General features: G+C 45.5%; 16 protein-coding genes. 8 read left to right on the top strand and 8 right to left on the bottom strand.

Annotated features, from left to right (window positions below; all coding sequences use genetic code 11):
• Positions 1 to 9 precede the first annotated feature (9 nt).
• The 4 genes from QUA74_RS06780 to QUA74_RS06765 form a co-directional block, all read right to left on the bottom strand.
• On the bottom strand, positions 10 to 444 hold the full coding sequence (locus tag QUA74_RS06780) for a response regulator (RefSeq protein ID WP_333326356.1): 435 nt from the start codon (positions 442 to 444) through the stop codon (positions 10 to 12).
• The gene (locus QUA74_RS06775; RefSeq protein WP_333326582.1) at positions 441 to 1508 is read right to left on the bottom strand and encodes an ATP-binding protein; all 1068 of its coding nucleotides are present in this window, start codon (positions 1506 to 1508) and stop codon (positions 441 to 443) included. Before QUA74_RS06775 ends, QUA74_RS06780 begins: the two co-directional genes overlap by 4 nt.
• Before the next feature lie 9 nt (positions 1509 to 1517).
• A complete protein-coding gene (locus QUA74_RS06770; protein ID WP_333326353.1) occupies positions 1518 to 6938 on the bottom strand; it encodes an AAA family ATPase in 5421 nt (1806 codons plus the stop codon).
• A 96-nt stretch (positions 6939 to 7034) separates the two neighbouring features.
• Entirely contained in the window at positions 7035 to 8315 is a 1281-nt protein-coding gene (locus QUA74_RS06765; protein WP_333326351.1) for a glycosyltransferase, read from the bottom strand.
• A gap of 380 nt (positions 8316 to 8695) precedes the next feature.
• On the opposite strand from QUA74_RS06765, the gene QUA74_RS06760 reads away from it, so the two are divergent.
• The 5 genes from QUA74_RS06760 to QUA74_RS06740 all read left to right on the top strand — a co-directional run bounded on the left by QUA74_RS06760 (position 8696) and on the right by QUA74_RS06740 (position 10229).
• A complete protein-coding gene (locus QUA74_RS06760; RefSeq protein ID WP_333326349.1) occupies positions 8696 to 9091 on the top strand; it encodes a Nif11-like leader peptide family natural product precursor in 396 nt (131 codons plus the stop codon).
• A gap of 45 nt (positions 9092 to 9136) precedes the next feature.
• Positions 9137 to 9403, top strand: coding sequence for a hypothetical protein (locus QUA74_RS06755; RefSeq protein ID WP_333326348.1), 267 nt, complete (start codon positions 9137 to 9139; stop codon positions 9401 to 9403).
• A 21-nt stretch (positions 9404 to 9424) separates the two neighbouring features.
• A complete protein-coding gene (locus QUA74_RS06750; RefSeq protein WP_333326346.1) occupies positions 9425 to 9649 on the top strand; it encodes a hypothetical protein in 225 nt (74 codons plus the stop codon).
• Between the two features lie 64 nt (positions 9650 to 9713).
• Positions 9714 to 9965 carry a hypothetical protein gene (locus tag QUA74_RS06745; RefSeq protein WP_333326344.1) on the top strand — a complete coding sequence of 84 codons (252 nt, stop codon included), beginning with the start codon at positions 9714 to 9716 and terminating at the stop codon, positions 9963 to 9965.
• Between the two features lie 123 nt (positions 9966 to 10088).
• The gene (locus tag QUA74_RS06740; RefSeq protein ID WP_333326341.1) at positions 10089 to 10229 is read left to right on the top strand and encodes a hypothetical protein; all 141 of its coding nucleotides are present in this window, start codon (positions 10089 to 10091) and stop codon (positions 10227 to 10229) included.
• 174 nt (positions 10230 to 10403) lie between these two features.
• Here the strand turns inward: QUA74_RS06740 and QUA74_RS06735 are convergent, their stop codons facing one another.
• The 3 genes from QUA74_RS06735 to QUA74_RS06725 form a co-directional block, all read right to left on the bottom strand.
• A complete protein-coding gene (locus QUA74_RS06735; protein ID WP_445251639.1) occupies positions 10404 to 11036 on the bottom strand; it encodes a response regulator in 633 nt (210 codons plus the stop codon).
• A 164-nt stretch (positions 11037 to 11200) separates the two neighbouring features.
• Positions 11201 to 13900 (bottom strand): CHAT domain-containing tetratricopeptide repeat protein, encoded by a 2700-nt coding sequence (locus tag QUA74_RS06730; RefSeq protein WP_333326339.1) that lies wholly within the window; start codon positions 13898 to 13900, stop codon positions 11201 to 11203.
• A 206-nt stretch (positions 13901 to 14106) separates the two neighbouring features.
• Positions 14107 to 14268 carry a hypothetical protein gene (locus QUA74_RS06725; RefSeq protein WP_333326338.1) on the bottom strand — a complete coding sequence of 54 codons (162 nt, stop codon included), beginning with the start codon at positions 14266 to 14268 and terminating at the stop codon, positions 14107 to 14109.
• Positions 14269 to 14470: 202 nt separating this feature from the next.
• Here QUA74_RS06725 and QUA74_RS06720 point away from each other — a divergent pair, with 202 nt between their 5' ends.
• The 3 genes from QUA74_RS06720 to QUA74_RS06710 all read left to right on the top strand — a co-directional run bounded on the left by QUA74_RS06720 (position 14471) and on the right by QUA74_RS06710 (position 15539).
• The gene (locus QUA74_RS06720) at positions 14471 to 14884 is read left to right on the top strand and encodes a Nif11-like leader peptide family natural product precursor (RefSeq protein ID WP_333326336.1); all 414 of its coding nucleotides are present in this window, start codon (positions 14471 to 14473) and stop codon (positions 14882 to 14884) included.
• A 262-nt stretch (positions 14885 to 15146) separates the two neighbouring features.
• On the top strand, positions 15147 to 15368 hold the full coding sequence (locus tag QUA74_RS06715) for a hypothetical protein (protein ID WP_333326334.1): 222 nt from the start codon (positions 15147 to 15149) through the stop codon (positions 15366 to 15368).
• Positions 15369 to 15398: 30 nt separating this feature from the next.
• Positions 15399 to 15539 carry a hypothetical protein gene (locus tag QUA74_RS06710; protein WP_333326332.1) on the top strand — a complete coding sequence of 47 codons (141 nt, stop codon included), beginning with the start codon at positions 15399 to 15401 and terminating at the stop codon, positions 15537 to 15539.
• Positions 15540 to 15845: 306 nt separating this feature from the next.
• Here the strand turns inward: QUA74_RS06710 and QUA74_RS06705 are convergent, their stop codons facing one another.
• Positions 15846 to 18812 (bottom strand): NHLP bacteriocin export ABC transporter permease/ATPase subunit, encoded by a 2967-nt coding sequence (locus QUA74_RS06705; protein ID WP_333326330.1) that lies wholly within the window; start codon positions 18810 to 18812, stop codon positions 15846 to 15848.
• Positions 18813 to 18960 lie beyond the last annotated feature (148 nt).

The raw sequence follows: 18960 nt of genomic DNA, 5'->3' as shown, positions 1-18960 counted from the left end.
GCGGTTGCGTTATTCGAGAATATTTTGGTCTATGAGTTGTTTAGCCATCCTTTTCAGACGCAATTGATTTTCGACGCGAACTAAAACTTCTTGTTGTTTAAAAGGTTTTGTAATGTAGTCTATTTCGCCCAGAGAAAATGCTTTTACCTTATCGAAAACTTCTTGCAAAGCGCTGATAAAAATTATTGGGATATCTTGAGTTTTCGGAGTAGCTTTGAGCTGCTTACAGACTTCATAGCCATCCATGTGAGGCATCATAATATCCAGTAAAATTAAGTCGGGTAAGTTGGCATTGATAAAGTTTAGAGCTAATTTCCCACTGGGAGCTAGGTGAACTTTATATCCAGCGGCCGATAGTATCCCGCTTAAAAGTTTTAAGTTCTCAGGACAATCATCAATAACTAAAATACTTTCTTCGCGGGTAAAACTGAGGTTTTTGTTCATCTCTCATCCCTTAATGTGTGTATTAAATTTAGCAACTGTTCGTACTGAAAATTTTTAATGCAAGCTGCGCTCGCCCTAGCTAAGGGCTGATTGATTTCGCGAATTTGACTGATGACTGTTTCCATCTGTTCCAAATCGAGGTTGCTAATGGCTTGCTGGAGATTTGCTACTAACTCAGTAGGTAGTTCAGAAAAAGCGGTTTTTGTCAATACATTTACTTCATTTTCTGTGAAACTGGGCGCAGCATTTAGTTCTTCAAAAACGAATTGCACCCCCATATGTTTGTGTAGAGCATCAAATATGTTTGCTTCTCTAAATGGTTTGCGAATAAAATCATCGCACCCGGTAGAAAGAACAATGGCTTTCTCTTCATCAAAACTACTTGCTGTTATGGCAATAATTGCTGTTGCTTGACTTTCGATACCGCCGTTAACAAGGGGGGAGCTTGATGATGCTTTGGCTTTAATTTGTTTGGTTGCTTCATACCCATCCATCACCGGCATCCGCATATCCATAAAGATTAAGTGCGGCGAATACCGCTCCCACTTTTCTATTGCTTCTCTCCCATTTTTGGCTTCGTAAACTTCAAAACCGATCGCGGAAAGCAGTTTAACTAGCAGTTGGCGGTTGTCAAAAGCGTCGTCTGCAACGAGAATTCGATAGCGGGGTTGATTGGGTGCGATCGCAATAACTCGTCTGGTTGGCTGTTCCCGTTGGCGATCGGCATTTTCCACTGAATTAACTTTAATGTCAAATTTGAATATAGTACCGCCTCCCGCACGAGAACTGACTGTCATTTCACCCCCCATTAAGTTTACAAAAGAACGTGCGATCGTTAAACCTAATCCTGTTCCTTGTTGCGATTCTTCCCCTGTTTTAGTTTGAACAAAAGCTTGAAAGAGCTTGTCTAATTCACTAACATCAATTCCCGCTCCCGTGTCTTCCACCTCAAAGTAGATTTTATGAGCAAGCTCGTGATTTTTTATTTTCACATAAATGCCGCCTTTGGAGGTAAAATTAATCGCGTTAGAAAGCAGATTAATCAAGATTTGGCGCAATTTTATTTCATCAGTTCACACATATTGGAGAACATCTGGCATCCGCTCTACTAATAACTGCAATCCCTTATTTTGTGCCGGAATTTGGAACATATTTTCGATGTCGTGCAGCAGGCGGTGGAGGTCAAAATTTGTCTGGTTGAGAGTCGTGCGTCCCGCTTCTATTTTGGACAAATCTAATACTTGGTTAATCAGTTCGAGCAAATGTTCTCCGCTGCGGGTGATAATACTCAGATGCTCTTGCTGCTCCTGCAATAAGTTAGAACCGCGATTCATTAATTGAGAAAAACCGAGAATTGCATTGAGGGGAGTCCGCAATTCGTGGCTCATATTTGCGAGGAATGTACTTTTTGCTCGGTTGGCTTCTTGTGCTGCGTCTTCGGCTCGTTGTCGCTCGATGATTTCTCGCTGGAGTTCGAGAGTGCGATCGCTCACTTGCTGTTCTAAAGTGCGGTTGTAATCAGCTAAAACTTTTTCGGCTTGTTTGCGATCGGTGATGTCTTGAAATGTGGCGATCGCATAATTAATTTTACCCGTTTCATCCACAATTGGTGTGCTGGAAACTTCCAAGGAAACAATCTTATCAGGTCGGCGGAACTCGATATCATCTACTTTGACCGTTTCACCCGCCAAAGAACGCACGATTGGCATTTGTGCGGTGGGATATAACTCGTTAGTTCCCGCGAGATAAAGTTGACAAGCTTCTGCTAATTTCTCAGTATTTGCTTCGGGTATTGTGGGAATGGCACTTAGTTGACGTGCTGTCTGATTTGCGTAGGTAATTTGTCCGGTGGTGTCATGCACGGCTACCCCGATGGGCATAGCATTGATAAATTGAGTCAGCCGGTTTTCGCGTTCTTTTACTTCTGCATAAAGTTTAGCATTGGTAAGTGCGATCGCGGCTTGTCCCGATAGCAATTGCAAAACTTCCAGGCGATCGGGAGTAAAAGCTTGTGCGGTAAGGTTATTTTCGAGATAAACAATAGCAGCCAGTTGACCTTGATTCATCAAAGCAGCACACAAAATAGACTTGGGATGACGTGCTTTGATGTAAGGGTCATTCGTAAAGTTACCTTCACGAGTGGCATCATTTAAAACTAAATTTTCTTTGGTTCGGGCGACATAATTGATAATTGTTTCGGAAAGTTCCTGGCAGTTTTCTACTGGTTCCGATTGCAACACTGTTATCCGTTCATCATTCATTACACCTTCAGCTTCAATCAGCAATTTTTCCTGGCTTTCTAAAATTAAATATCCTTTTTGAGCCCCGACATTTTCAATCAAAATTTTCATCAATCTGGAGAGTAATTTTTCCTGTACAATTTCGCCAGAAATGGCCTCGGAAGCTTTCATGACTGTAGCGATATCCAAGGAAGAAGTAGAAGGGCTGCCCGTAGTTGATGTAGTGGTTGAAATGTTTTTCTTTGTAGGTAGATCGAGCGTAAATAATTGCGGATATCGCGTTTCTAAATCTTTAACTTTAGCCACGGCACCCCAGAGTTGATAGCAGTAACGAGCTTCCTGCATATAAGCTTTGCCTGTTAATTCTTTCCCCCTAGATAAATAGAACTTGCCTGCGAGTTCGTAAGCGAGGGCGGCTTCGTGGATGTACTCGTTTTCTTTGGCCAGGGAAATTGCGATATCGTAATAGTTGATCGCTTCCACAACTTGCCCCAAAACTCGCGCTTTTTCAGCTTCAACTAGATAAAATTTATGTAAGTAATTCATGGGAGCGTGATGCGCCCAGTTACGCATTTTTTCTTGGTTGAGAGTCACTCGCTCGATCCAATTATTTTTATCCTCAATTGGTATTCGATAGCTCGCTAATTTTAAATAAACTAGAGAATCATAAAAGTGAAATATCGGAACAGCAACTATTCCTGTTTCGCCACTTATATACTGTTGTGCCAGGTCTGCATTATCGAGCGATACATAATTATCTTCAAATAAAAAACCTAAAATCATTTTGTTTAAAAAAAGCAAAAACAACCCGTGTTTGTCATTATTTAATAGATATACATCCCGCGATTCCTCTTCATTGTAAGCATCTCCTATCAACTGAATAGTATTGTTTGACTTAGCTTGTAAATTGCGAACCACCTCTAAATACATAGAAAGATAATTTAAGCAACTTGTTAGTCTAAACTTTCTAATAATTTCACTGTTATTTACGATTTCCTGCTCTAGTTTCCCAAGTTCAAATCCCATTGCATAAGAATTAAAAGGTCGCTCGAATAAAACATGGCCAATAAATTCTACATCTCCCGTTTCAACCGCCCTCTGATAAGCTTCTAATAACATAGCTCTAGTTTCTTTTAAATGCTTTTTCCAAGGAAGAATGTGATGGGCAATAGCATCTAAAACTTTAGCCTTGACTTCCTGGGCATTAAAGCGTTCTACTAACTTTAATGCCAATTGGGAAAAGTGATAACCCAACTCAATATCTACAACAATCCCACACAATACAACGCCGTATGTCGCATAAGCAAAAGCCGACAAAATAGAATTTCCATATTCGACCGATAAATTGACATTAGTTAAAACCATTAATATCATTAAGTTGGGATTAGCTATATAGGTAGTCCCCATTAGTCTTGATAAAATCAATAAAGCTGCCAGAGGTTCAGGTTGTGTCATCTCGGGCAAGTCAAGCAATTCCTCTATTTTCCTGCCAGCCAAAAGAGATTTTGTTTTTTCAAATCCTTTTTCAACATCCCTCCTGTCTGGGTTGTCTGGTAAGTTTATCCCCAATAAGCGTAGAAAATACAAACCGATTTTTATGCCTTCTTGAAAGTTGCTTTTAGACAGCGCTGCTTGAATTTTAAGAGCGTAAACTTTGGCTCCATCGACTGCGATTTTAGTATTTTCCAGGACAAGGGCAGCTAAACTTTCCATTCGCTCGAAATCCCCAAAAAAATAAGCTGCCTCTGTGGCTTCCTGATGGAGTTGCAAACTTAGGTTATATTGCATCACCCAAGCGTTTTCTGCCAACAAGTTTATCCCTGTTTGCAGATAGTTAAAAGCTGGCTGATAAGCAGTTGATGCTTTAGCCTTTTGACCTGCTATCAGGTTTAATTCCGCCAGTGTGTCTTTTTCTTGCTGATGAACAATCAACTCTAAGCCGAAATTTAATTGGTTAACAATATCAAATATTTTTTCGTCTCGCTTGTCGAGCGGAGTATTTTGCAGCAGCAGTTGTCCTATTTGTTTGTGGACTATCGGCTTATCCTGTTCATCAATCAGGGAATAAGCAGCTTGCTGAATTCTGTCATGAACAAACTTGTATTCTACGGATTGGTTACTGGCTGATTTACCTGCAATGTCTAATTCAACATCTCCCATATTCCCCAGCAAGAAAACTAAATTTCTCGCAACTGCTTCGTACAAATCATCGGCCGTTTCTCTCAGATTTTTTTTGCGAATTGACGCTAGCGTTTTCAGATCGAATTGATTGCCAATGCAGGCTGCCACCTTTAAAGTTTCCTGCGTATTATCGGGCAGTTGTTGAATTTTGCCAGCCATCAATTCGACAACGTTATCAGTGAATCCCCTCGCTTTAATTTCCTCTAAATCCCACTGCCAACCCCCCTGTCTCTCCCCTTGGTAAGGGGGAATTAAGTCTTTTGTCCCCCCTTGGTAAGGGGGGAGGAGGGGGGTAAAGTCAAATTGTAACAGTCCTTCTGTATAAAGGGATTTGAGAAATTCATTCATAAAGAAAGGATTTCCGCCCGTTTTGAAAAACACTAATTCGGCAAGGCAGTTGACTCTTGCTTCTGGGCAATTCAGGGCATCAGAAATCAGTTGAGTAACAGAGGATAGATCCAAAGGTGACAGGAAAATGCGATCGACTTTTGCCCCATTTTTGACAATCTCTTCAATTGTTAGCATTAACGGATGAGCCGCAGAAATTTCGTTATCCCGATAAGCCCCAATTAAAAACAGTCCCGCTGGCGAAGCATTCATCAGCAGTTGCATCAGTTTCACAGATGCGCCGTCAGCCCACTGCAAATCATCGATAAATATTGTCAGAGGATGTTCCGGTTTGGTAAAAACTTTAATGAAGTTTTGAAACACAAAATTAAAGCGGTTTTCCACTTCTGCCGCACCCAATTCTGGCGGCGCAGGTTGCTTGCCGATAATTAATTCAATTTCAGGAATTACGTCAATCAGGACTTTACCGTTAATTCCCACTGCTGCTAATAGTTTTTCCCGCCATTCTTTGAGATTTGCTTCGCTTTCTGTTAACAGTTGTTTGGCTAAATCCTGAAAAGCATTGACAATTGCGCTGTAGGGAATATTGCGCTGATATTGGTCAAATTTGCCGGAGATAAAATAACCGCCCTGTTGAGTGATCGGTTTGTATAATTCTTGCACCAAAGCTGATTTGCCGATACCAGAATATCCCGAAATCAGCATTATTGAACTTGTGGGAGTGGCATCTTGCCCTTGTCCGCTGACTCGTTCAAAAGCTGTCAGTAAGCTATCAATTTCTCGCTCTCTGCCATAAAGTTTTTGTGGAATTTGAAAACGGTTAGAAATATCTTGACTCCCTAGAGTAAAAACTGATAGATGGTTATGGCTGTGCAATTGATTTAAACATTCTTCTAAATCGGCTTTTATTCCGATCGCACTTTGATACCGCTCCTCAGCATTTTTCCCCATCAACTTCATCACAATATCGGAAACAATTTGCGGAATTTCGGGATTCACCTGAGATGGAGATAACGGCTGTTTAGCGAGATGACTGTGTACTAATTCCAGCACATCGTTAGTGTCAAAAGGCAGTTGGTATGTCAACAGTTCGTAAAAGGTAGCGCCCAGGGAATAAAAATCCGTGCGGTAATCTAAACTTCGGTTCATTCTGCCGGTTTGTTCCGGCGACATATAAGCAAGAGTTCCCTCTAAAATGTTGGGATTTTTGATGGTGTAATTCTCGCGCGTTAACGGCGTGGAAATGCCAAAATCGATAATTTTGAGTTCGCCGTTAGCTGGATTGAAGACAATATTTGAAGGGTTAATGTCTTTGTGAATGATCTGGGCGTTGTGAATTTGTTGTAAACTTTCTGTAGTGGCGATCGCAATTCTGAGAAATTCTTCAATACTAAATTTTTGCTGCTGCATCCAAATTTTCAAGGATTCGCCGCCAAAATCCTCCACAAACATCACCAGGGTGTTTTGATATGGCTGCAAATCATAGGCTTTTATACAGCCGCTCAGGTTCAGAGATTGTGTAATTTTATACTCTGTGCGATAGCGGGCAAGTTCTTGGGGTGTGGGATAATTTTCTTTGAGGATTTTGAGGAGGACGGGGAGACTGTCGGGTTGTCGGAATGCTCGGTAAACCAGGGAGTTTGCGCTTTCGTAGATGAGCTCTGTGACTTCAACGCCGGGAAGAGTCAGCATATTCATACCGCTGTCAACTTTGCAGTCGAACATAGCATAAATTTGCTCCTCACACCAGAGGTGCGTGAGCCATCAGTCGATTTTAGATTTTAGATTTTAGATTTTAGATTTGACTCCAAATCTTAGATTTTAGATTTTAGAAGCCAAGACAGGTTTCCCAGTCAACACAACCTGTTCGATAATGTCAGCGGCGCGCTTGACTCCGCCCGATCGCCCGATCGCCTCTTGCATCTCGAGCGCCCTTTGTTTATACGACTCTTGGGTTAGGACTTTCTCAATTGCCGATCGCAGTTTAGGAACGCTCAATTCCTTCAATAAAACCACTTCACCAACACCCGTCCAAGCAATCCGCGCTGCCACTCCCGGCTGGTCATTTGTCACAGGAATTGCCACCATTGGGACTCCATTGCTTAAGGATTCCAACGTTGTATTCATCCCGGCATGAGTAATCGTCAGAGTCGCTTTTTGCAGCAATTCTAATTGCGGTGCATAGCCAACAACGATCGGATTTCCCGGCAATAACGGCAAGGATTCGGGAGTCGCACTTCCGCCGAGAGATATTACCAATTGGGCATCTAATCCTTCACACGCAGAGGCGATTATTTTAAAAACATCCAGCAAGCGATTTTGCACAGTTCCCATCGAAGCATAAATCAACGGTTGCCCAGTTAATTGTTCAAAAGGAAAAGGCACTGGTTTGCGCGTCGCTGGGTTGTGATAGGGGCCGGTGAAATGGAAATGCGGGGGTAAATTTTGCCTGGGAAAGTCGAATTCAGGAGGCTGCTGGCTGAGTTGAGCAAGTTTCGAGTAAGCATCATTCGGGTGGGAGTGCAGAGGTAATTTCCACTCTTCGCGATACTCAGCAATGACCTCTCGAATCGGTCTTGCAAGCAAACTGAGTAACTGATAGCTAAGTTGATTGCGCCAACTCGCTATCCAAGTTGGACTGTATTGCCAAGGTGTACAAAAGGGAGGAATTTTGGGGTCTTGATTTAGGGTTAACGCACTGCAAACCGTGATAAAAGGAAGGTTGAGAAAATCCGCCATCGTTCCTCCTTTTGGTGAAACTTGGTCTACGAGCAAAGCTTCTACACCAGCCTTTTTGATAGTTGCTGGAGCTTGTGAAAGGAGAATATCTGAAACTTGGGTCAATAGTTTAATAGTATATCGAAAGGCTGTCAGTTCGCTGAGTTTCCCCAGTTGGGCCAAGCGTTCTGGCATTGAGCCTGCGGGAAATTCATCTTCAGCTAATGGCTGGAATTCTAAGCCGCTTGCTAAGGTTGTGGCTTTAGCATCAAGGAAGTTAAATACAGTAACTTGATGGCCTCGGCGAAGCAGTTCGTTGCCTAATGTTGTCATCGGGTTGAGGTGGCCGTTGGCTGCTGGACAGAAGATGCCGAAGTGGGTCATTAGGGAAGGCTCCGTGTGAGTTTAAACTTGTTTTAGCATTTAATGGGCGGTATGAGTGGTTTGTGTTGGGGGGTTGGGGCGTGGGGGCGATCGCTTGGAGAAACTCAGGAATGGGATGCAGGCTTTAGTCATTGCAAGAAAGTGTTACCAGTATATAGTTGTGTGGGATATTCGATACCTAGCCAAAAGTTCAGGTAATCTCCTCAACTAAAGGTTAGTTCAAACTAAGTTGTTTTTATAGCTTCAAAACTCAACTTTGAGCTAGCTACTTTAGCCAGGAAATTTTCTAAACTAAATTTACGCATAGGCCAGCCAGAGCCTAGCTGTAAAAAATTAATTAAGGAGTAACTTCCTTAACAATTAAATCAGGAGCAAATCTCATGTCTTTTGAAGTGGGAAGCATCAATCATTTTTTTCAAGAAGTCTCGCAAGATCCCGAACTCCAGCTACAGTTTCGATCGATCGCGGATCGGGAAACCTTAGTGAATAAAACGGTGGAACTTGGCAAAGAAAAAAGCTACAGTTTCTCGCCAACAGAAGTTTCACAGTGGCTGGATTCGATCGAGGCTCAATATCAGAGTCAGTCAGATACTTCAGGCGAGTTGTCTGACAGTGAATTGGAAGCTGTTGCTGGCGCTGGACCTCTTCTAGGAGGATTACTAGGTGCAATAGGTGGATTTTTCGCCGGTCTTTTCGCAGGAGAAGACCCTATTAAGGAAGCAGGAAAAGGAGCTGTTGCTGGGGCGATCGCGGGTGCCTTCACTCCTGGACTGTAGGCAATCTTTTCTGAATCCAATACCGAAATTAAAAGGAGAAATCAGATGGACAGCATTAATCAGTTTTCCCAAGAAGTTGAGCAAGATACTGCGGTGCAGCCGCAACAGTCGCCAGCAAATCCTGTCGGTGAAGAATTGAATGATACGGAATTAGATGCGATCGCAGGCGGTTTGGGTTTTATGTTTCAAGATTGGCATAATATCCCCCGCTTCTCTCCGAGAAATTATGACGCATTTGCGGGTAAAAAAGTTGGAGAGCAGGCAACTTTCCTAGGAGTGGGTTCAATCGCTTTTGGAAACAAATTTCACTAATTGTGCAAGGAGAAAACATCAATGGAAAGCAACAATAAATTTTCCCAAGAAGTACCGTCCGAATCGTCTGCAATCACAGCATCCGAATCTGATAACTCAACCGATCGAGAATTGAACGACTTGGATCTCGAAGCGATCGCAGGTGGTATGCGTACTCTCACAATCGAAGGCCCAGTGCCGGACTATCTGAAACCCCGCATATCCATGCGACTGATTAACCACTTGCAGTCCCATTTCGGCAAATGAGCTGCTTGTAACTAGAAGCGATCGCGCTTCTGCTGAGTTTAAACATCCAAGGAGAAAACATCTGATGGAAAGCAACAATCAATCTTTTCAAGAAGTACCGCCGGCAATTGCAGCAGCGGCACCGACAGACTCAACTAATCAAGACTTGAACGACTTAGAGTTAGATGCGATCGCGGGCGGCCGTTCCGATATGGCAGATCGAGCTCTGACTGCCGGGATGCGCGTTATCACAACCAATTCAAAAGGTCCCAATATTGGGCTGGTATCTTTGGACTTAATAGAAGCAGCGTCGCGCGCATTTGGCAATCGGAACTGAGTGACTTATAATTGCCAACTGCCACGCGATCGATGAGGCTAAAATTTGCAAAGCAATCGCAGAGTATGCGATTGCTTTTCCGTGGAAAAATGACAACTATAGCAATCCCAATCTACAGAAAATATGAATGCAATACAGCCCGTATACCTCATGCAGCCAGCCCCCGATCACGGTAAAACTACAATATTTAGCGTAGGCTTAGTTATCCTCTGCTTGCTATTGCTAATTTTGTTGTGGTTGCCTGATTGGCTAACAAAAGAATAACCATTTCGCCAACGAGCAATGTACGGGATGTAACGGATGCAACTGAGATATTGTACCATGGATCTCCAGCTTAGCCTTACTAAAAAGTTGTTACCTAAAACTTAAGGTCTTATTTATCATAATTTGCCCTCATAATAGTCATATTTCTCAGTATAAAAAATACCGATCATTAAACTACAGGCTGACAATCCCCCGTTTTAAGGCGGAAATCGCGGCCTGCGTGCGATCGCTAACTCCCAATTTGCCCAAAATATTGTTGATGTGAAACTTGACGGTACTTTCGCTGATGTGCAAAAATTGGCTGATTTCGTGGTTGCATTTACCAGTTACGATCTGGCGAATTACCTCCAATTCTCGATCGCTCAATTGAGCATTGTCTATGCGAGCTGCTAGTTTAGCACCAACGGCGCTGGGAATGTACTTTTTACCGCTAACAACCGTGCGAATTGCCAAAAAAAGTTCGTCAGGTTCGGTATCTTTGAGCAGATAACTTTTGGCACCAGCCCGCAGCCCGCGATAAATATCTTCATCACCATCATAAGCAGTGAACACGACGATGCGGGCAGCTTCAAATTCAGTACAAAGGGCGGTAATAGCCGCGACTCCATCCATTTGTGGCATTCGCACATCCATTAGTGTCACGTCTGGCTGATATTGACGGAACATTGTTAATGCTTCCTGTCCGTTGCTAGCTTTTGCAACAACTGTTAGATCTGGTTCTTGTTCCAGCAAGGCGGCTAAACCCTGTCGCAGGATCGCATGATCGTCGGCAATTAAAACGCGAATCATATTTGATTGTTGAATCATGTTTTTTCCCTGTTAATTTTATGAAAGAGGACGGTCGTCCTCACTGCAAACTTTAGTCCTGGACGCAGAAACCGGGTTGGAGGAAAAGACTGCATTCGAGCCTTTATTTAATAAGGAGTGAAAAACCTGGTTTCTTTGGTATTTATTCGTAAGTCCTAAGAAGCTTAATCTGCCTCACCAATCAACGTGAACGCTGCCCAATTTCGCGGATTAGAATGCGCTTTCATTGTGGTCAACATGGCTTGCCGAAGTGCCTGTGCTTTATTCGTGTTTTTCTGAAGATTTTGATAAAATGCCTGCATCAATTCGGCTGTAGGCGCATCGGGAACCATCCACAAGGAGACGATCACACTGGGAACTCCTGCCGAAATGAGCGATCGCGATAAACCAATCACGCCATCCCCGGTAATTCTGCCTTCTCCAGTGTTGCAAGCACTCAAAACAACTAAGTTTGCTTGCAGTTTCATGTCGAAAATCTCTTCTGCGGTCAATAAGCCGTTGTCGATGCCAGAAGGAGCCAGGGCGATCGCACTTCCCAATCCGCGCACATCATCGAGCAATCCATGCGTTGCCAAGTGAATAATCGATGCTTGGGGCATTTTTTGGACGATCGCAGCTTTTGTACCTTGAGCGCCTGTGATGGCTTGGGTGTTGAGCAGAGGGGCGATCGCTCTGGCTTCGGCTTCGGCCCCAGGTAGAGCAGACAATTGCCGTTTGGGTTCTCCGGGAGAGAGAGACACACTAGGCATGGTGGGATTGCCCAATACTAGAGCTTTTCCGCTGTTTGATTGCTGACTCGCTAGCTTCAGTCGTTGTTGTCGGGTTAATGCCAGAACTTGAATCGAGGGGGCGGTGAGAATGGTGTGTTTCTGGATTAAGTAAGTGCCGTTGCTATCTTGCAGGGCGGGGAAGGGCACTTGGAACAAGGAACCTTGGGGAATGAAAATGACGTGGGCATTGGGATCTTTGGGTAGGAAATTGGCGATCGGATCAATCAGCAGTTGATGCAGCGTCGGTAAGTCCGGTTGGGGTTGGGTGGAGCCAAGACTGCTGCGACGGCGGACGGCAAGAAATTCTTGATTGCCAACGATCAAGCTGGCTAGGGAGCGGTTGTGCTGTTGCCAAAGGGGTTGGAGGTCAACTTGACGGAAGGTAATTTCGCCTGTCGGTGAAATTACCCAAATGTAGAGCGCGGATTCCCTCCCTACTTGTTTGCCTTGGATCTCGAAAGTATCGTAGATGATGGAATACTGCACCCAAGTCGCGTTCTGTGCTTTGGCGATTTGGCGAATTTGCTCTTGGTTGGGAGCAGTGGCGATGACCGAATTGGCATCACCAGTTGATAAGCGCTGTGTCAGTATATCGACAAAGGCACGAGCACGTCCCCGTTCGGCAATTTCTAAAGCCGCGATCGGCTTATTCTGAGCTACCCGAACTTGTTGTAAAGTCCGATAGGTGCGAGCTTGTCCTTCAAAGATGGAGACTTTATGCGCGTCGTTGGAGCCGAGCATTTGACGCATCAATTCCCAAACTTGAATCCCTTTGAGGAGCATTTTCTCGGCTTCTGTTGGGTTGCCAGCTTTCAATAACGCCACTCCGAGGTTGGTGAGCGCCCTACCCTCCCCAAGGCGGTTTTTAATTTCGCGGGCGATGGCTAAATATTGCTGTGAATACTCAATCGCTTTGGCATTGTTGCCCAGAGAGCGGTAAGCAACTCCCAAATTGCCCAGCGCTATACCTTCCCCTTTGCGGTCTTTAATTTCGCGGGCGATCGCTAAAGTCTGCTGTGTATACTCAATGGCTTTGGCATAGTTGCCCAGAGAGTGGTAAGCGGCTCCCAAATTGCTTAGTGCCACACCCTCCCCAAGGCGGTTTTTAATTTCGCGGGCGATCGCTAAATGTTGCTGTGAATACTCAACCGCTTTGGCATAGTTGCCCAGACTGAGGTAAGCGGCTCCCAAATTACCCAGTGGATTACTCTCCCCTCGGCGGTCTTTAATTTCACGGGCGATCGCTAAACTCTGCTCCCCAAATTTAAGGGCTTTGGCATAGTCGCCCAGATAGAAGTAAGCGGCTCCCAAATTGCCCAGTGCTGTACCTTCCCCTCGGCGGTTTTTAATTTCGCGGGCGATCGCTAAATGTTGCTTTGAATACTCAACCGCTTTGGCATAGTTGCCCAGAGAGTGGTAAGCGACTCCCAAATTACCCAGTGCATTACTCTCCTCTCGGCGATCCTTAATTTCGCGGGCGATCGCTAAAGTCTGCTCTGTATACTCAATGGCTTTGGCATAGTTGCCCAGAGAGTGGTAAACGGCTCCCAAATTGCTTAGTGCCTCATTTTCCCCGTAGCGGTCTTTAATTTCGCGGGCGATCGCTAACTGTTGTTGTACATACTCAATGGTTTTGTCATAGTTGCCCAGAGAGTTGTAAGCATCTCCCAAAATGCCTAGTGCTTCCCCTTCCCCTTCGCGGTATTTAATTTCGCGGGCGATCGCTAACTGTTGCTGTGCATACTCAATCGCTTGGGCATAGTTGCCCAGAGAGTGATAAGCGCTTCCCAAATTGCCCAGTGCCCAACTCTCCCCGTAACGGTATTTAATGGCGCGATAAATTTGCAGTGCCTGTTGCCAGGAATTCAGCGCGGCTGAAAATTGGCTAGTCTGATACTGTTGGTTGCCCTGCTGAAACAGCCGATCGGCCTCGGTTTTACGAGCATCGGTAGTTTGAGCGATCGCTGGGAATAGAGAGTCAGGAGTAGTTAATAGGAAAGCAGTGGTAAGTAGGAAAAGGGAAATGGAAGCTAGGAAAACAGGAGTGAACCTAGAGTGGGTCGATTTGAGTCGCTGAAATGGAGAATACAGCATAGGATTCTGGGGTTTGGATTTAGAGAGTTAGCCCGATCGCTCTTTCTGCCGTCGCGCGATCGCCTCAATCTGCTTAAATCGATATTTTAATCTTAAGCAACCCAGATGGTAAATTCATTCGTTCTACCCACAGATCTGATCTTCGGAGGGGTGCAATGTTGATTGCGGGAAAGTGCAATGTATCTCAATACCCATAGCACTTCTCACTACAGCTTGTTAAATAATGTCAGCAGCTTTCTTGACTCTCGGGCGATCGCACAATTGCCTCTTGGAGTGCGATCGCCCTTTGTTTGTAATACTCTTAGGGCTTTCTTAATTGCCGATCGCACTTTGGTAACGCTCAATAGGAGGCAGGCTTGACTCATCACAGGGGAGTGTTACCAGTCTATCGTTGTATGCGATCGGCGATACCTACCCAAAAGTTCAGGTTGTTACCCGATTTTATAGCTAGTTCTTAGCTAGCTTTTTTATAGGTTCAAAACTCAACTTTTAGCTAGCTACTTCGGCGGGGGAATTCAATAAACTATAAACAGTTAGCAGACACAAACAATTCAATCAGGAGCAAATCTCATGTCTTTTGAATTTGAAAACGTCAATCATTTTTTTCAAGAAGTCTCGCAAGATCCCGAACTCCAGCTACAGTTTCAATCAGTAACGGATCGGGAAAGCTTAGTGAATACAGCGGTAGCTCTGGGCCAAGAAAGGAGCTACAATTTCTCCTCAACAGAGGTTTCAGAGTGGCTGGAGTCGATGAATGCCCAGCATCAGAGTCAGTCAGATACTTCAGGCGAGTTGTCTGACAGTGAATTGGATACTGTTGCTGGTGCAGGACCTTGGGGGGCGTTAGTCGGCGCCGTGGGAGGTGCTGTAGTTGGAGGTGTAATCGCTTACAGGTCGGGAAGAGACGTCGGTGGCGTGCTTGATTGGGCGGGAAAAGGAGCTAAAGTTGGAGGTACCATCGGTTTGTTTGCTCCTACACCGTAGGTAATCTTTGTCTTAATTAGGACTTACGTCTGAGACACATGGATAAGGGGATTGAGAATGCTATATTTAAAGCTGTAAACCGGCTTTTGTGAAAGTAAACCACCTCGATATCCAGCCAATCCTATCGCTGAAGAATTGAACGACTTGGAACTCTAAGCGCACAGGCGGCATCCGTACTATCACAACCAGTCAAGCGCCTATCAAACCGCGCTTGACTATTCATTACCAACGACAATAAACTTCATTTGCGAGGATAAAAATAATGTCTGACACTAAAAATCATGACCTGCATTTTAACTCTGAGAATCGCACAAACAAGTTGGCTGATGGTGAACTGGATGAGCGCGATCTTGAAGTTATCAATGGAGGTTACCCTCCGCCTCCACCACCAAGCCCACTAGACATATTCCAAGCTAAATTAAAAAAGGACATAGGGTTCAACGCATACAAAGCTATGTCTTACGCACTCATCAGTCGTCTGTAGGAATTCTAGCATCCCTTATCTACAGAAAACATGAATGCAATACAGCCCGTATACCTCATGCAGCAAGCCCCCGATCGCGGTAACGCTACAATATTTAGCGTTGGCTTAGTTATCGCCTGTTTGCTATTGCTAATTTTGTTGTGGTTGCCCGATTTGCTAACCAAAGAATAAGCAGTTCGGCAGCGGATTATGTAACGGATGTAACGGATGTAAATGATATCAAATCCGGTAGCATCGGAATTATTAGTAGCCAAAATTAGGAGACGGCAGTGCCGTGTCCCTACAATATTATTGTCGGTAGGGACACGGCACTGCCGTCTCCTCTATATCATTCGGGTTACACCGGAATTGATATGAGATGTTGCACCATTTTTAATAAGGCTTTTATGAACGGGCAAGATGCCCGTTCCACAAGAAATTTACTCTTTGTGGAACGGGCATCTTGCCCGTTCTTGAGAATGGTTTTATGTTTAATCTCTACTCTAACTGTCGCTCAACTAATCTCGCAAATAATCCTCCCTGTTCGATCAATTCTTCAAAGGAACCGACTTCCACTAAACGGCCTGCTTCAATTACATAAATGCGATCGGCATTGCGAATCGTACTCAGGCGGTGGGCGATGACAACTCGCGTCACATTTAACTTATCCAAACTCTCAGTAACGATCGCCTGCGTGTGATTGTCCAAAGCACTCGTAGCTTCATCCATCAGGATAACCTTTGGTTTGACAACCACTGCGCGGGCAATTAATAACCGCTGCCGCTGTCCTCCCGAAAGATTCGTGCCGCCCTCGCTGACAACCGTGTGCATTCCCATCGGCATTTGTTCGATATCGGCGGCTAAACCGGCCATTCTGGCGGCTTCCCAAGCTTCCTCGTGCGTTACCATCGCCCCGCAGGTAATATTGTCAAACATCGAACCAGCATTAATTCTGCCGTTTTGCAGCACTACTCCTAACTGCCGCCGCACAGCTTGAAAGTCGAGGCCTGCTAAATCTTGATTGTCGTAATAAACAGTGCCGCTTTGTGCTATTTCAAATCCCAATAACAGCCGAAATAATGTTGATTTGCCACTACCAGACGGCCCGACGATCGCGATAAATTCCCCCGGTTGAATATTGATGCTGACATCATCTAAAATTGGGGGGCCATCCTCACGGTAGCGGAAAGTGGCGCGATCGATCGTAATTTGACCTTGCAAGCGACCGGGATCGGCTTTTGTCGGGTCAGATTCCGGGATTCCCTGGACGATCGGTTTGGCTCGCTCCCACAGCGGTACAATTCCTAAAATATCAGTTACGGTATTGCTCAAGTCTGTGATGCCGGAAAGAAAGGTTCCGAAGGCGGAATTAAAAGCGAGAAATGTGCCCATGTTCAGTACGTCGCCTCCTGTTTTAGGGTTTTCCATGAACTGAATTGCAAACCAAAACATCAGGATAGAACTTACTAATGGCAGCGCTTCGTTAAATACTGAAACGCTGTCGTCAATTCGTTTAATTCCTGTTCTTAGCTTGATTTGCTGGCTATACTTTTTCGCCCAAGCTGCAAACGCTCGCCCTTCTGCTGCAGCTACCCGCAGCTTTGATACTCCGTTAATCAGTTCTACTGTCAGCCCATTAATGTCGCCTTCTCCTGTTTCCATTTTCCGCTCTTTTGGGATTAAGAGTAAGCTCGATGTGACTGTTACTATAACCGCAATAAGAGTTAAAGCAATTCCGACTAAAGCCAGCGGCAGGCTGTAAATAAACATCAGCCCCAAATTCAGCAGGGAAAATATCGCGTTCAAAAGTGTGCGCTGCGTCGCGCCGCTGAGTTGGGCGCGAATTTGATTAACTGCTAATAAACGAGTCAGCAAATCGCCAGAGGAATAGCTGCGAAAAAACGCCGGTTTTAATCTCAGCAATCGATCCCAAACTGCCGGCTGGAGAGTGCCGCTGGCAGCATTTTCGATCCGCAGCGTCATAATTGTTTGGGCCATGCTAAATACAGCCCGTCCGATCGCCGCAACTAACAATACCAGCCCTAACTGCCACAGTAACAAACGATCGCTGTCAGGAATAGCATCATTGACCAAAATCGAGGTAGCTTGCGGCGTCACCATCCCCAGCAGCGTTCCCAATATCCCCAGCCCAAAAGCAACGATCATGTCTTTTTCGTAGCCCTTCGTCCCGAACCGAAACAGTTCCACAGCGTTGCGAAGTAATAGCGGCAGGGGTCGGTAAAACATTTGAGTTTCTGGCGACAACCCTTGGGCGACTGCTTTCGTTACCCGTTGGCGGCTGCGGTCGATCGGATCGAACAAAGTATAGCGATATCCCTTACCGGGCAACAAAGCTACTGGTCGATCGTCGGACTTTGTATAAGCCAAAAGTGGGCCGCAGTTCTGCCGCCACCAATCTCCAACCAGCAGGACGCGGCGGGTGCGAAATTGGGACGATCGCGCGATCGCCTCCATCGGATCTTTAACTCGACTCAAGTCTTCGGAACCCGCCGGGGGCTCGACGGTAATCCCTTGTGCTTTACCCACAGCCCCAGCAGCGATTAACAGCGGCGTTCCTTCCTCAGACAAGGCAGTTTTCCGGGGATGCAGCACCTCGGTTAACTCTCCCAAAGCTGTCTGAGTTACTTGGCGGTTTAGCTGTTCTCGTTCCTGAAAGCGGCGGAAATCCTCTGCTTTTTGCTGGGAAACCAGCAAGTTCAAGCAGCAGCAGAAATACTCGTGCAGCAAAGCTAAACTCGCGGGCAGCCAGTCGGCATTTTCCACCTCTGCTGTTGAGAAAATTTGCACCTCAACTTCCCCGGATGCCACCAGCAGCATATTCCCAGCCAAGGGAAACGCTGGAGAAGCGGAATTTAACTTCAATTCCCCGACACTCGCATCGCCCGACTGGACGCGCACCCAGACAACTGTTCCCGGCGATCGCAGAATTTGACCTTTTTGCAGCGATATCTGCTGCGAGGCTGCTGCTACAACCGCAGTTTCTGGGGCAACTATTTCCTCCGGCACGCGCGGCGGATCTATCCCGTAGGGAATCACTCGTTCTCCCAAATGCTGTATCCACCGTTCCACAAGGGCGAGGGTTTTGCCGTCACCAGCAGCAACTAAAGCGGCACAATCTGCGATCGCGATCGGTTCCAGTTCCGTTTCGGCGATCGCGATCGCCAGAAGTCCCCAACCTGGTTTTGAAATTTCTCCCCCCCTTGTAGGGGCGGTGCCCCCGTGCCCGCCCTGGTTGGGGGGGGTAGCAGCGCCGAACAAAGCCTCGCCTGTACCGACGCCGAACAGATAATGGCGGTTGCCCGCCGGCTTCTCACTTTGTATCTTGGCTGCAAAAACTGCGATCGCGCCCGATCGAACAATCCATACCTGATGCGGGTCATTCAGCAGCAGCGGTTCATTTCCTTTAATTCGGTGCAGTTTCTTAACAGGATTTAGATCGAGCATAGCTAGTAATTTGCGATTAGTAATATCAAGTCTGGTTAGTTGCTTATACAGCAGATTGCAAGTTTATGAAGTACACATCTATCTGATCGATCGATACCCGTAGGGACACGGCATTGCCGTGTCCCTACAAGGGATCTGTACCTTACCT

Source organism: Microcoleus sp. LAD1_D3, from assembly GCF_036702135.1.
GTDB lineage: Bacteria > Cyanobacteriota > Cyanobacteriia > Cyanobacteriales > Microcoleaceae > Microcoleus.
The sequence above is the reverse complement of the archived record's forward strand: the minus strand, read 5'-3'. Positions and strand labels throughout refer to the sequence as shown.